Raw genomic sequence first — 13,273 nt, 5'->3', positions numbered from 1 at the left:
AAAGTGTAATTCGACATAATGTATCAATTTAAGGAAAAAAACCGATCTCTAGCTGTCATTGCGAGGAGCCACTTTAGGCGACGAAGCAATCCAAAAGACCAGAAGTGGATTGCTTCGTCGTGCTTACACACTCCTCGCAATGACGCTTGTGTAGCATAATATCCTTATAATTTTTTGCTGTTTTATAGCACTTAACATATATGTTCATATTAGAAGAAGAGATTTTGTATTTGAGGCAAGTTGTAGAACATTAAAAATAATAGACCTATTTCGAAACTTGTTTGTGCTGAGGGATTTGAAGGAGACACTTCGTCTCGAACCGCAGCGTATTCTAATGTACGTGAGGATTCGAGTACCACAGCTGTCGAAAGTTAGAAGAGGAAGCTGTTTTAGATAGTGAGCTTTAAAAGTCGTATGTGGTCAACGTCATTGCGAGAAGACCGTAGGTCGACGAAGCAATCCAAAAAATTGCAACGGCAAAAATAAAACAGCAAGCTGTTTATTTGGATCGCCACGCCACTTCGTGGCTCGCGATGACGGTTATTCGTTTCTATAATCTAGTATTTTATATCATTAGTTGCGACTTTTAAACTGCCCTGTATGATATTACCTACGCTGCGGGGTATAGAGGTAATTTTATTATAGAATGAGAATTGATGGGTGATGATATATCAAGTGTATTGAGAATTTCAACAAGAGCTTTGGTAAGATCCTTAATCATTTGCTCGGTATGGTTGGGTGTTGGAATGATTCTTAAGCGTTCAGTGCCACGTGGTACGGTCGGAAAATTAATATGCTGAACATAAATATTATAGTTATCCAGCAACATATTAGAGGCTTGTTTGGCTTTAATTGGGTCACCAATAATTATTGGTATAATATGGCTATCATTTTTAAAATAATTCACTTTAGCTTGATCAAAAGATTTTTTTACCTTGGCTATTACCTCTTGGTAAGTTTCCCTTTCTATATTAGAATTTTTTAAATGACGAATACTTGCAGTTGCTGCCGAAGCAATAATTGGCGGTAGAGAGGTGGTGAATATAAAACCTGGGGCAGTAAGTCTTATAGAATCTATAATCTGACGATCAGCTGCAATATAGCCACCAATAACGCCGTAAGCCTTACCGAGCGTTCCCTGGATGATATTAATTTTATCAGCACAGCCTTGAAGATCGGCAATACCAGCACCATGCTTGCCATATAGACCCACTGTATGCACTTCATCAATAAAGGTTAAAGCATTATATTTTTTAGCTAAATTCACTATTTTTTCTATTGGAGAAAATAATCCGTCCATAGAATAAGCTGATTCAAAAACAATAATCTTTGGTCTATTAATATCCACTCCTTTGAGTAATTCTTCAAGATGTTGAACATCAATGTGTCGGTAAATATGTTTTTCAGCTTTTGAGTTACAGATACCGGAAATAATAGAAGCGTGATTTAACTCATCTGAGAAAAAAACTATATTAGGCATTATTTTTGCTAGTGTTGCAAGGGTAGTATCATTGGCAACATAACCAGAAGTGAAGACTAAAGATGATTCTTTATTATGTAGGGTTGCTAGTTCTTGCTCTAATTCTATTATGCAGCTATTATTGCCGCCTATATTTCTTGTACCACCAGAACCAATTCCATATTTGGCTGTAGCCTCTAGAGCAGCTTTGGTAATATCTGGATGCTTACTCATACCAAGATAATCATTAATACACCACATGACAATTTCTTTATCACCATACCAAGCGGACGGGAAGTTATCGGCCTGCCTTTGAACAGGAACAAATTCACGATATCTGCCCTCTTGCTTAATTCTAGTTATGTGGTTATCAAATATATTATTATAGTTAGACATTATATTAACCTTAATTACCAATTAGTACACAAACAGAGAATTATAGAAAGCTACGATTTCCATCAAAAACATGACAAACAATTTTTGCAATATTACAACTGAGTTGTCAGTTATATACGTCCAAATAACCGTTCAATATCTTTGAGTTTGAGTTCAATGTAAGTTGGTCTACCATGATTACATTGACCTGAAAAAGGTGTTTTCTCCATTTGTCTTAACAATTCATTCATTTCTTCAGCAGATAATTTACGACCTGCTCTGATAGCATAATGACATGCATAGGTTTCTGTAACATGTTCTATCAATTGAATCAAGGAAATATTTTCGCCAAGATCAGATAAATTATCTGCTAAATCTTGGATAAGTTGGCTTATATTGATATCTCCTAATAGACTTGGAGCTTCTGATACAATGATTGATCGCTCGCCAAATTTTTCTATGCTTAAACCTAATTTAGAAATATCCGACTTTTTATTATATAATAAATCGGCTCTTTTAACATCTGGTAATTCTACTATCTCAGGTATGAGTAATCTCTGCTTAATTAACCCATTATTACTTATCATCTGTTTAATTTTCTCGTATCCCAAACGTTCATGTGCTGCATGTTGATCTACGATAACAATACTATCTGCTGTTTGTGATATTATATAAGTACCGTGCAATTGTGCTCTTGCCGCTCCGAGTAGCACATTAGACCTCTTTTGAAACTCTACTTCTGCTGGTGATTTGTACGTGATACCGGTACTCTGCTCCTCACGTACATTTGAGTACGCTGCGGTTCTCCGTTCCGAGTCTCCTTCAAATCCCTCAGCACAAGCGAGTTTCAAAAGAGGTCTATTGTTACAATCGCTATTAGTATAGTCCTCTACTATTTCTACTTTAGCATAAGGTTCAGTCTTTATTAATTGCTGTTGAACATTAGAACTATCTTGGTTGGGTTTAGGGAGAGTTAAATTCTGGGCTCTATAAGTACCGCTATTATCAGATACGTTCAAATTATGAGGACTCAAATTATTCGGGTATATTTCTTTTGAAGAGCTAGGACTTTTTTGCGATACCGTATTTGTTTTAACTGCACTATCAGTACTAGTTGCCGTATTTCGAAAAAGACCTAAGGCGGTTGTGGCAATATTCGTTGAAACCATATGGCTTTTAGTGGCAAGGGCATCCTTAATAGAGCTTACCAGTAATCCCCGTATGGTATTTGGGTCGTGAAACCTTACTTCTGTTTTAGCAGGATGAACGTTAACGTCAACCATTTGGGGATCTATTTGTAGAAACAGAACTGAAACTGGATGTCTATCTCGAGCTAAATAATCCTGATATGCTACTCTTAAAGCGATTTGTAGTAATTTGTCCTTGACCGGTCTATTATTAACAAATAAAAACTGATCTTCAGCAGAAGCCCTATTAAAGGTAGGAAGACTAGTAAAGCCATATACTGAGATTTCTGCTCTTTGTAGATTAATATGAACAGAGTTTTCAATAAAATCATGACCTACTATATCAATTATTCTTTGCTGTAAAATTTGGTCAAAATTACCCTCTTGACCTTTTACTTTTAGGATATTTTTACCATCATGAGATAAATTAATACTGATTTTAGGGTGAGCTAATGCAATTTTCTTTATTACATCTACTGAAGCTGCAAATTCAGTTTTATCAGATCTTAAGAACTTTAATCTTGCAGGAGTAGCAAAGAATAAATCTCGTATTTCAATCTTAGTACCCTCATTATGAATGGTGGGCTTACTTTCTTTATGCCCACCATTAATTTGCATCTGATATGCTCTATCAGCTCCACGTGCCTTTGAAGTAATCAGCATCTTACTTACAGAGCCTATAGAAGGTAAAGCCTCTCCGCGAAAGCCAAAAGTGTGAATATTTAATAAATCTAACTCATCAAGTTTGGAAGTAGTATGCCGTTCTACGGCAATATTTAGCTCTTCCTCAGACATACCTATCCCATTGTCAGAAATAACAATAAGATTTTTGCCTGCCTGTTCAAGCATTATATCTATCTTAGTGCTAGCTGCATCAATAGCATTCTCAACTAGTTCTTTTACCACCGAAGCTGGTCGTTCAATCACCTCTCCAGCAGCGATACGATTTATAGTACTATCTGATAGGAGCTTTATCTTCATTGCTTAACACAAATTTTTTACTACAATAAGGACACATAATATATCCCTTGGTTGAATCAATTTCCAAATAAATTCTTGGATGATCATAAGGCGACTCTTTACCAGAACATGATACGGATGTAGAGATAGTCTCAATAATTTCTACATTTTGCATAAAATTAAAGCTATATGAGAATTTCTTAGTATGTTATCATTATAAAACATAAGTTGCATTTATTCAAAATAAAAATTAGGTATACTCTTCTGATTTGAGTATATACTAATTATGATGTACACTAAGTGTTTTATCAAAAATATTTTTATTATTTTTACTCAAGTCTTCTCTTAGCGATTAGCATAAAATCTTGAAAATACCGATACCTAACCATTTTATAAAGTTGTTGGCAAAAGTTCTAAAAACTATTTTGCCAACTATTATAATTATTATGGTGATAAGGAAACTATAAATAATATCAGCTGGATAGTGCATAGCAAGAGTAATACGTGAGATTGCCACTAACAAAACAATCAAAAGGGCTATAATTTTTTGTTCCATTGTTATATATGACCAAATAAAGTAGGCAGTCAACAATGCTAAACCGGAGTGACTACTTGGAAAACTAGATAAACATCTTTCAAGTTCAACATTAGCAATTGTTACAAAACTATTAATAGACAATGAGCAAAATGGTCTAGGTAGATTAATGAAAAACTTAAATAGAGCATAAGTGCAACCGAATATCGTATAAATTATACCAATCATTGCCATTTGATTATATATAGACCAAAATTTGATCTGACGCTGATTAAAATCTTGAATCTTTTTTAGCTGAGTGTAAAAATATACGCAATATATCAAATAAACGATAGCAAAGTTGCTAATATTAAAACAATAAGAGATAATTTGTAGAATATAAGCTATTATGCTAAAATGGTTAGTTATTCTATTGATCCACAAGAATATTTCTTGATTAAGACCTTGGAAATTATATAAAAGTTCAAACATTTCTAATTTTATTTGGTTTAAGTAAAATAATATTATGCTACAGATAACAGTGCTAGGATGTGGTTCTTCGCTTGGTCTACCGATAATTAATTGTGATTGCAGTACGTGTACCTCTACTTCAAGCTACAATAAAAGAACTAGATCATCAATATATATGGATGATGGTAATAGTCAAATTCTTGTTGATTTTGGTTTTGACATTAAGGGGCAATTACTACGAGAAAATATTAAAAAAGTGGATAGTGCTATATTAACCCATTATCATGCAGATCATGTTAACGGTATTGATGATTTGCGGGTATTCCCATTCTTTCAGAAGAGACCTTTAGAAATTTTTACTGACAGTAGCACAGCATTGAAAACTGAGAATCGTCACCAACACTTATTTGCTCCGGATAGGCTGATTGTAAGAACGGTAGATTTTTTTGCCAAACTTAAAATTAACACCATAGATGTACAATTTTTTAAACAGCATCATGGTTCTATAGATAGTTTGGGTATCAGAGTGGATGATTTTGTATATTCTAGTGATGTGGTAACTTTTCCGGTAGAATCCAAACCATTCTTAAGAAATATCAAAGTGTGGATATTAGACTGTATGGCATATGAATCTAATGATTGCCATGCAGGATTAGATAAAATTTTACAATGGAACGATGAATATAAACCACAGCAAATATTATTAACTAATATGAATCATTTTATTGATTATCACGAAATATCAAAAATATTGCCAAGCAATATAAAACCTCTATATGATGGTTACAAATTTATAGTTTAGTATGATAGTAGTTGATAAGGTTTCAAAAAAGTATAGTAAAACCTATGCTGTCAAAGATGTTAGTCTTGAGTTCAAAAAAAAGGAAACTATAGCGATTATAGGTTCTTCTGGTAGCGGTAAATCCACTTTATTACGAATTATTAATGCTTTAGAAATACCTACTACCGGGCAAGTGTTCATCGATAACAAAGAGTTAACTCAAAAGAATAAAAGGAAGCTTTGTCTTAAAATTGGTATGGTTTTCCAAGCCTTTAATCTTTTCCCGCACTTAAATGTTCAAGACAATTTAATATATGCTCCTGTTAATATTTTAGGAATGAAGTCAGTGACTGCCATTTCTAAAGCGGAAAAATTATTAGAACAATTTGGTTTAAAACAAAAAATTACTGCTTTTCCTACCAACCTATCTGGAGGACAAAAACAGCGAGTAGCGATTTGTCGAGCCTTGATGATGGATACAGAAGTAATGTTATTTGACGAGCCTACTTCAGCTTTAGATCCTGAAAATATTAAAGATGTTATTGAAATTATCTCTTTACTAAAAAATCAAATGATAATGATTGTTGTTACTCACCATATTAAATTTGCCAAAGCGATAGCAGATAGGATAATTTTTATGAATCACGGACAAGTTCTAGGCGATCAACCGGCAACAGAGTTTTTTGAAAAACCAAAATCTCATAGAGCAAGATTATTTTTAGAGAATATAGGTGACTTAATGTGAGTAATAAGAGTCTTATAAAGTTAACAATTCTTCTATGTATTAGTACTGTCATTACCTTCTTGATACGTAAATTGATAGATACACAATTTTCTGGTTTCTCTTGGAGTAGTGAGAAGAGTATATCTTGCTTTATAATGATTTTGATTGTTATCAGTATTGTTTATAATTCCTTTAGTCAGAAAGGTATAAAGATACTCTCTATTCAATTATTAACTTGGAGTGGAATTTTCTTAATTATAATTATTGGATATGCTTTTAGATTTGAATTAAATTATACCACACAACGAATCATATCCGTACTAATACCATCATATAGTTGGGTCAATAAACAAGGGGAATTAGTGATTAGTCGTAGTAGCGATGGACATTTTTATATTAATGCCCTGGTAAATGGAATAAGAATTAAATTTATGATTGATACCGGAGCAAGTGATGTTGCTCTTACTACTAGCGATGCTAAAATGCTAGGATTTGACTTATCAAAACTAAATTACACTAGAACTTACTCCACAGCTAACGGTACGAGTAAAGCTGCTCCCGTGAGATTAGATAGTGTAATGATTGATAGTAAGACTTTTTTTAGAAATGTTGAAGCTCACATAGGTACTGGCGGTCTTGATATATCACTACTAGGTATGTCAGTACTAGAGCGTTTTAAAAGTTTCAGAATAGATCGAGATATGTTAATTTTAAGTTGGTAAAAGATTTACCACTTAGATGAAATAAATTCAGGATGACATGTTGTTTTAATCATAGCTAATTGGAATAACTAAATATAAAAAATTTAATAATAATACAAATAATAGAAAATAAACTATTGACAGCAATCTTTAGTTGAGATATGCTGCGAAATATAGGGGGTGTTTTTCAATTAATCAACTGACAAAAGCCTGGAAGTCAGTTGTAATATAAGGGGTTATAAGGAATATTTATATGATTAAAAATTATGGTTTGTTTGAAAAATATTTAGCAAAGATATCATCTAGGAGGCTGTCGGAGATGACTAATTAATTATATTTTGAGCTATTTTTCGGCGAGAATAAATAGGATTTTCGCAGGAATAGTGTACCTATTTCAAGAAAATCATGTTTATTCGCAGCCAAATATAGAATTACTTTAGTTGTTTCCGACAGTCTCCTAGTACCATCAGTAAGTTTGGCTCAATAGAGGATATCTTTGTGAGCATGGTAACATTGTTATAGCTGCTGAAAAGGCTGGTTGTATACTCGAATAATTTGGATAATTGGATTTAAAAATGAATAGACTTCCTGCATAAGTCAAAGAAGCCCTCGGGATTTTTAGAAGAAACGAAGCCGAGTACCGCGGCGTACTTAAATGTACGTGAGGAGCGGAGGCAAGTTTCGACGACAAAATCACCAACTAGATTGACTTATGCAGGAAGTCAAAAGTAGAAGAGTATATCTCGCCACTTAGGTTGCACCGGATTATTAATAGCGATAAATATTTAGCCAAATGTGTCAATTTAGCTTTAGCCATTGCGGTAGATAGAGCAGAAGGGGTGTTATATGACAGAGCAATTAACGGTTATGAAGAAGTGACTTATAACAAGGATAATCAGGCAATTGCTACTAAGAAAAAATATTGTTCTAAGTCGTTGCTGGAATATCTTAAAGCTAATTCGCAGAAATATCAAACGAGGAAAAATGATACTAGTTACCATAGGAAAAATAGTGATGAAGGTGAACAGGCAACTAAAGCCCAAGAAATGTCAAAAATGATAGATGTAGCTAATTTTGAAATAGAATCATATGAAGCAGAATATGCAATTGCCAAAGGTCAGTAAGCCCAGAGTGATAAAAACTACTAGTAAAGCTAAAGCCAGCAAAGAGGTTCCTAGCTCTACCTCTAAAAGCCTTAAGTTTCCGGTGGACTGGTCGCCTTACCCATTTCAACTACCTTTGTGGAGATATTTATACTCTGGTGGGAAGAAAGCTATAGCAATTTGGCATAGAAGAGCTGGTAAGGATATTATGGGTATTAATTGGATCACTGCTAGTGCCATTCGGGAAGTTGGCATTTATTGGTATGTTTATCCTACCTATAATCAAGCTAAAATGAGTATATGGGATGGTATGACACTATCAGGGCGTCCTTATATGTCATTTATCCCTAAAGGGATTATTGCTCGTAGTCAGCAATATAAGCAACGGATATTATTTAAAAATGGCTCAGTGATTCAGTTTGTCGGTAGTGATCGTTATGCTACTATCAGGGGTAGTGGTATTAAGGGAGCAGTTATCTCAGAGTATTCTTACCATGATCCACGAGCTATGAGCTGTGTTATAGAGCCGATGGTAATTCGTAATAATGGCTGGTTGCTTTATTTATATACTCCTTCCGATAATCCAAAATTAACACATGGTGAAGAATTATACCGGAAATACCAAGATAGTCCGGAAGTGTTTTGCCAAATAAAAACTATTGAAGATATAGCACTTAACATATAGGTTCATACATTATTTTAAACGTTCTACAACTTGCCTCAAATACAGAAATACCTTTATCTAATAATTTTCTAATGTTATTTTTTATCGGAAACCAATGATGTTCAATAGGATTTAAATCAGGGGAATAAGGTGGTAAAAATTTTAGTTTGCAGCCAGCTTTTTCAATTAATTCTTTAGCCCTTTTGGATTTATGAAAGCTTGCATTATCAGCAATGACAACCTGTCCAGGCTTTAGCTCCGGCACAAGGCAATTTTCTATATAAGCTTCAAATACCTTACTATCACAGCTCCCAGTAAAGACTAGTGATGCGATTAAACTATTCTGATTTAACGCACCAATAAAACTTGTTCTTTCACTACGTTTTCCCGATTTACTCCCATTACAACGACTTCCTTTCATTGACCATCCATATTCATATGATTCATTATCATTTATGCCCGCTTCATCAAGATAAACACGTCTCTCTATCGGCACTTTTTCTAATTCACTGAGAAAATCTTGTCGCTTTCCTTCATCTCTTTCTTTATACGCATATGTCTTTTTTTTCGAGTAATGTTGAGTTTCTTTAAAGCTCGGCTGATAGTCATTATACTTGCAACATTATCTAATTCTTTTGCTATTTCTGTAAGCGTTAACGAGTTACCCTTTTCTACTAAATGACGCAACTCCGATAAATCAGGGATTTTATGACCATATCCTTTCTGGTATCCCTCCTTTGACTTTATATCTCCAGTTTGTTTCTTTAATCTAATCCAATCATAGATTATTGACCGACTAATTTTAAAGGTTTCGCATGTAAGTGCTACTTTCTTATATTTCTCATAATGTTCTATAACTCTAGAACGTAAATCGTAACTGTAGGGGGATGCCATATTTCTATTATATAATTTTTTTATTATTTATCATTATAACTTATTTGAATCCATATGTTAAGTGCTATAACTCTCCATCAGATAATACTCCCGACTTAAACATACGGATTAAATACCTAATTAGCCTCATATCCTGGACTTTCTCCTGTAATATTTCGATCAATATCTTCCTGTCCACTGTACCAAAAAAGTTTGCTAAGTCTAAGTCTATTATGCTCTCAACCTCCTTTTCATAAAGATGTTTTGAAAGCTCTCTTACTGCATCATGACATCCAATTCCTGCCCTGAAACCGTAGGAACATTTAAGGAATAATGGCTCATAGATGTTCTCAAGTACTTTCTTCATCATCTTTTGGCAGAGCTTATCTTCGAAATTGCTAATCCCTAAAGTCCTATATTTACCCGGGCTTCCTTCCTTTGGTATCTTTACCTCTAGTATATTCCCTGGTTTATATATAGTTATGCCTATAGGATTAGGTGATAAAGAACATAACGATTGTAAGTTGTCATTCCCGCATAGGCGGGAATCTAGATACCTGCTTTCGCAAGGTTAACACAAAGTTTGTGTCACCTAATTCAATAGGTTTCACTATATATTCAATTCTCTAGCAATTTTTTTAATTGCCTTACCATCAACGTGGTACATCCTACGTATTCTTCCTATTGTTTCCACTATAAACACCCCTTTAAAACTCCTTAAAAAAATATTAACAATATTAATTTTTCGGAGATATTGTTACTTATTTAGGGGGGCAATTTTCATTACAATTTTTCCTTTAAAGGGGTCAATAGATGATTACAATTTACACCGCTAATTGCCAGCTATTCTTCCTCTCAACAGAACTCATTAATGCTTTGACATACAGTGACATATTATTAAAAGTTCTATAATCATTACATCCTACTCTTAAACCACTCTGACCTTCTTCTATCATTCCTTCCAGTTCTTGCCATATCTTGATGTTATCCATTCCTTATCTCATCTCCTCCTTCAACTATGCCATACATTCTAATACATTTTATATTATTTGTAAATTACGACTGTAGTATTAGGATATTTTTATATTATTCTTAGTCGGAGAGGCAATGAAACTAATTATATTAATTTGTTCGGTAAAAGTGGACGTAGCATTACTTAGAATGGAAAGCATTTGCTTTGATATTAGGTTGTGAGAATTTTGAAATAATGCCCCAGATTCTCCAATATTCTTTAACTCTCTAATGAAATCTAAAGGACTGTTATAGTTCAGCTGAATATTTTCATAATCAACGATAATTTCTGTAAATCCTGCCTGCCCTAACAAAGGTGTTACGTGATCAAAATGTATAAAAGGGGAAACATGTTGGAAGTGAGGACGGTTTGTTGCTATTTCAGCTTCGATAAATTTCATTCGTAGTTCCTTTAGGCTGTTACCACCGATAAAATTACCAATAAATAGACCATTTGGTTTTAAAATACGTTTTATTTGTAACAGGAAATTTTGTACATCATTGATCCAATGTAACCCTAGGGAAAAAGTTATTAGATCAAAACTAGCTGTTTCAAGAGGTAAAGTTTCTTCATCAATTAGTAATTTTGATGTATGATCAAAAGATTGTAACATAGCATTAGATGCATTAGTCGCTACAATTATAGCATAGTTATAGTTCTGCACTAATAGTTTTGTTAGTTGACCAGCACGACATCCTAAATCTAAAATATTGGGAAATTTTTTATCAATAATATTTAGACGCTCAATAATATCTTCTGCTGCGTATTTAAAGAACGAACACTCAGCGATATTATGTATCACTTTGTCACGGTTAGATTTTAACTTATCACGATCAAATATAATTGTTACCTAAAATTTTAGTCTAGCTAGCTCTTGGTAATGCTACCATAATACCACTCTTATATTTCCTAATATTACTTGTAAATGAAGTGCTACCTTTATTTGCTGGATTCGTTAATAGTTTATTGTTTGTTGGCAGAGTAGCTGTATTATTATAGTAATCTCCACTATACATATTAACAGAATTTTTATACAAGTCCATATTGTTAGCAATCTTGATAACATCTTGTTTATATCTAGAACCAAGCTCATGGGTAGCTGAATGGTAATAAGCAATGGCCTTGTGCCAACTACCTAATTGATCATATTTCTCCTTTAGAAACTTAGCTCCATAAGCAACGTTCTGTTCAGGATCAAAAGCTTGATTTAAGGAGTTAAACGCAGCTAAATGGTGTTTTAGGTTAATTTGCATGCATCCTACATCAATATTTTCTTTGCCTTGAATAATTTGTTTTTTTACAAAAAATATCGCTTCTCTTTTAGTATTAAAATGATACCCTTTCCCCTCAACGTTGACAGTCCAGGGCCAAACCACCCTGATTTTATATTCAGTATGTTTTTTACCAGATTCTTTTAAAGCTATTGAGTGTAGGGTATCAGGAGGAATCTGGTGTGTTTTTTCAAAGTAAGGAAACATCCTTGAGCATTTATGTGATTCAGCAATTTCCGCATCCATATCAGCATATGTATGTAACGGAACAAGACAAAATAAATATAGGGCTAATATGAACCTAATAGACATAGTATAAACATAATTTTATTTTGTCTTTGTAGCATATTAAAAATTTTTATACAAAACAAGTTATGCTTCAGTTTTTTTCAGGGCAGTTTAAAAATCGCAACTAATGATAGAAATACTAAATTACAGAAACAGGTGGTTGTCATCGCGAGCCACGAAATGGCGTGGCGATCCAAATAAACAGTTTGCTGTTTTATTTTTACCGCTGCAATTTTTGGATTGCCGCGTAGCCGCTTTGCGGCTCCTCGCAATGACGGCTACCCACCTAAATAAAACTGGTTTTTTTACTATTAGTTGCGACTTTTAAATTGCCCTGAGTTTTTTTAGTAGAATTTTTGCATTAAGAGTTAAAGATATATACTCGAATGATTTGGAAAATTGGATTTGAAAATGAGGGGCGAGTACACGCAGCGTACGTGAGTCCCTGATATTTTCAAAAACCAATTCTTCAAAGCAGAAGAGTATAGTGAAACCTATTGAATTAGGTGATACAAACTTTGTGTCATACCTGCGAAAGCAGGTATCTAGATTCCCGCCTTCGCGGGAATGACAACTTACAATCGTTATGTTCTTTATCACCTAATCCTATGAGCATAACTATATACTGACAAAAGAATAAAGGGGAAATTTAAAAGACCCCGAATGATAACGAATTTTTAGTAAGATTAAGAAAGTCCTGGAAAGGTTGGAGGCATCTGGTGGAGCCAGGGGGAGTCGAACCCCCGACCTTTTGAATGCCATTCAAACGCTCTACCAACTGAGCTATGACCCCTAAAATACCCTATATATTCTTTTACGGTGAAGAATATACTCATTATAGCTAACCCAATTAGCATTTAGCCATAGTAAACTGATGTCATTGCGAGGAG

Annotated in this window: 17 protein-coding genes and 1 tRNA gene; 6 read left to right on the top strand and 12 right to left on the bottom strand. The window is 33.9% G+C overall.

What is annotated here, in order from left to right; translation table 11 throughout:
- Window positions 1–73: 73 nt before the first annotated feature.
- The 5 genes from ACQH2P_RS05205 to ACQH2P_RS05185 form a co-directional block, all read right to left on the bottom strand.
- Complete coding sequence (locus tag ACQH2P_RS05205) at window positions 74–208, bottom strand: hypothetical protein (protein ID WP_425363306.1); 135 nt, start codon at window positions 206–208, stop codon at window positions 74–76.
- 402 nt (window positions 209–610) lie between these two features.
- Window positions 611–1,855, bottom strand: coding sequence for a 5-aminolevulinate synthase (hemA, locus tag ACQH2P_RS05200; RefSeq protein WP_425363305.1), 1,245 nt, complete (start codon window positions 1,853–1,855; stop codon window positions 611–613).
- A 110-nt stretch (window positions 1,856–1,965) separates the two neighbouring features.
- A complete protein-coding gene (gene mutL, locus ACQH2P_RS05195) occupies window positions 1,966–4,002 on the bottom strand; it encodes a DNA mismatch repair endonuclease MutL (RefSeq protein ID WP_425363304.1) in 2,037 nt (678 codons plus the stop codon).
- Window positions 3,977–4,156, bottom strand: a complete 180-nt coding sequence (locus ACQH2P_RS05190) for a zinc-finger domain-containing protein (RefSeq protein WP_425363303.1) — start codon at window positions 4,154–4,156, stop codon at window positions 3,977–3,979. Before ACQH2P_RS05190 ends, mutL begins: the two co-directional genes overlap by 26 nt.
- A gap of 177 nt (window positions 4,157–4,333) precedes the next feature.
- Window positions 4,334–4,987, bottom strand: a complete 654-nt coding sequence (locus ACQH2P_RS05185) for a phosphatase PAP2 family protein (RefSeq protein WP_425363302.1) — start codon at window positions 4,985–4,987, stop codon at window positions 4,334–4,336.
- Between the two features lie 34 nt (window positions 4,988–5,021).
- Between ACQH2P_RS05185 and ACQH2P_RS05180 the strand changes: the two genes are divergently transcribed.
- The 5 genes from ACQH2P_RS05180 (at window position 5,022) to ACQH2P_RS05160 (ending at window position 8,960) form a co-directional block, all read left to right on the top strand.
- A complete protein-coding gene (locus ACQH2P_RS05180) occupies window positions 5,022–5,768 on the top strand; it encodes an MBL fold metallo-hydrolase (protein ID WP_425363301.1) in 747 nt (248 codons plus the stop codon).
- Between the two features lies 1 nt (window position 5,769).
- Window positions 5,770–6,492: an amino acid ABC transporter ATP-binding protein gene (locus ACQH2P_RS05175; RefSeq protein ID WP_425363300.1), complete on the top strand. Its 723-nt coding sequence runs from the start codon at window positions 5,770–5,772 to the stop codon at window positions 6,490–6,492.
- A complete protein-coding gene (locus ACQH2P_RS05170) occupies window positions 6,489–7,193 on the top strand; it encodes a TIGR02281 family clan AA aspartic protease (protein WP_425363299.1) in 705 nt (234 codons plus the stop codon). The genes ACQH2P_RS05175 and ACQH2P_RS05170 overlap by 4 nt, the downstream gene beginning before the upstream one ends.
- Before the next feature lie 734 nt (window positions 7,194–7,927).
- On the top strand, window positions 7,928–8,296 hold the full coding sequence (locus ACQH2P_RS05165) for a hypothetical protein (RefSeq protein WP_425363298.1): 369 nt from the start codon (window positions 7,928–7,930) through the stop codon (window positions 8,294–8,296).
- Entirely contained in the window at window positions 8,262–8,960 is a 699-nt protein-coding gene (locus tag ACQH2P_RS05160) for a hypothetical protein (protein WP_425363297.1), read from the top strand. Before ACQH2P_RS05165 ends, ACQH2P_RS05160 begins: the two co-directional genes overlap by 35 nt.
- Here the strand turns inward: ACQH2P_RS05160 and ACQH2P_RS05155 are convergent.
- Both ACQH2P_RS05155 and ACQH2P_RS05150 read right to left on the bottom strand, forming a co-directional pair.
- Window positions 8,950–9,833, bottom strand: a protein-coding gene (locus ACQH2P_RS05155) for an IS630 family transposase (protein WP_425362619.1) whose coding sequence is annotated in 2 segments (ribosomal slippage) — window positions 8,950–9,510 and window positions 9,513–9,833 — 882 coding nt in all. Because the reading frame shifts where the segments join, the coding sequence is not laid out codon by codon here. The two genes, ACQH2P_RS05160 and ACQH2P_RS05155, sit on opposite strands and share 11 nt — an antisense overlap.
- 64 nt (window positions 9,834–9,897) lie before the next feature.
- Window positions 9,898–10,215, bottom strand: coding sequence for a reverse transcriptase domain-containing protein (locus ACQH2P_RS05150; protein WP_425364111.1), 318 nt, complete (start codon window positions 10,213–10,215; stop codon window positions 9,898–9,900).
- A 95-nt stretch (window positions 10,216–10,310) separates the two neighbouring features.
- Here ACQH2P_RS05150 and ACQH2P_RS05145 point away from each other — a divergent pair, with 95 nt between their 5' ends.
- Window positions 10,311–10,442 carry a hypothetical protein gene (locus ACQH2P_RS05145; protein WP_425363296.1) on the top strand — a complete coding sequence of 44 codons (132 nt, stop codon included), beginning with the start codon at window positions 10,311–10,313 and terminating at the stop codon, window positions 10,440–10,442.
- A gap of 194 nt (window positions 10,443–10,636) precedes the next feature.
- Here ACQH2P_RS05145 and ACQH2P_RS05140 read toward each other — a convergent pair whose 3' ends face one another.
- From ACQH2P_RS05140 to ACQH2P_RS05120, 5 genes are all read right to left on the bottom strand, one after another.
- Window positions 10,637–10,804 carry a hypothetical protein gene (locus ACQH2P_RS05140; protein ID WP_425363295.1) on the bottom strand — a complete coding sequence of 56 codons (168 nt, stop codon included), beginning with the start codon at window positions 10,802–10,804 and terminating at the stop codon, window positions 10,637–10,639.
- A 78-nt stretch (window positions 10,805–10,882) separates the two neighbouring features.
- Window positions 10,883–11,614 carry a methyltransferase domain-containing protein gene (locus tag ACQH2P_RS05135; RefSeq protein WP_425364110.1) on the bottom strand — a complete coding sequence of 244 codons (732 nt, stop codon included), beginning with the start codon at window positions 11,612–11,614 and terminating at the stop codon, window positions 10,883–10,885.
- A 73-nt stretch (window positions 11,615–11,687) separates the two neighbouring features.
- Window positions 11,688–12,341 carry a lytic transglycosylase domain-containing protein gene (locus tag ACQH2P_RS05130; protein WP_425363294.1) on the bottom strand — a complete coding sequence of 218 codons (654 nt, stop codon included), beginning with the start codon at window positions 12,339–12,341 and terminating at the stop codon, window positions 11,688–11,690.
- Window positions 12,342–12,707: 366 nt separating this feature from the next.
- Window positions 12,708–12,983, bottom strand: coding sequence for a hypothetical protein (locus tag ACQH2P_RS05125; RefSeq protein WP_425363293.1), 276 nt, complete (start codon window positions 12,981–12,983; stop codon window positions 12,708–12,710).
- 117 nt (window positions 12,984–13,100) lie between these two features.
- Window positions 13,101–13,176: transfer RNA gene (locus tag ACQH2P_RS05120), tRNA-Ala, on the bottom strand.
- Window positions 13,177–13,273: the final 97 nt, after the last annotated feature.

Origin of the sequence: Candidatus Tisiphia endosymbiont of Hybos culiciformis, assembly GCF_964030975.1 — a bacterium.
Taxonomy (GTDB): Bacteria; Pseudomonadota; Alphaproteobacteria; order Rickettsiales; family Rickettsiaceae; genus Tisiphia.
The sequence above is the reverse complement of the archived record's forward strand: the minus strand, read 5'-3'. Positions and strand labels throughout refer to the sequence as shown.

Bases quoted from the DNA above. Each gene is read 5' to 3' on its own strand.
- ACQH2P_RS05205 (WP_425363306.1), bottom strand. From the start codon at position 208: ATGAACATATATGTTAAGTGCTATAAAACAGCAAAAAATTATAAGGAT.
- hemA (WP_425363305.1), bottom strand. From the start codon at position 1,855: ATGTCTAACTATAATAATATATTTGATAACCACATAACTAGAATTAAG.
- mutL (WP_425363304.1), bottom strand. From the start codon at position 4,002: ATGAAGATAAAGCTCCTATCAGATAGTACTATAAATCGTATCGCTGCT.
- ACQH2P_RS05190 (WP_425363303.1), bottom strand. From the start codon at position 4,156: ATGCAAAATGTAGAAATTATTGAGACTATCTCTACATCCGTATCATGT.
- ACQH2P_RS05185 (WP_425363302.1), bottom strand. From the start codon at position 4,987: ATGTTTGAACTTTTATATAATTTCCAAGGTCTTAATCAAGAAATATTC.
- ACQH2P_RS05180 (WP_425363301.1), top strand. From the start codon at position 5,022: ATGCTACAGATAACAGTGCTAGGATGTGGTTCTTCGCTTGGTCTACCG.
- ACQH2P_RS05175 (WP_425363300.1), top strand. From the start codon at position 5,770: ATGATAGTAGTTGATAAGGTTTCAAAAAAGTATAGTAAAACCTATGCT.
- ACQH2P_RS05160 (WP_425363297.1), top strand. From the start codon at position 8,262: ATGAAGCAGAATATGCAATTGCCAAAGGTCAGTAAGCCCAGAGTGATA.
- ACQH2P_RS05140 (WP_425363295.1), bottom strand. From the start codon at position 10,804: ATGGATAACATCAAGATATGGCAAGAACTGGAAGGAATGATAGAAGAA.
- ACQH2P_RS05130 (WP_425363294.1), bottom strand. From the start codon at position 12,341: ATGGATGCGGAAATTGCTGAATCACATAAATGCTCAAGGATGTTTCCT.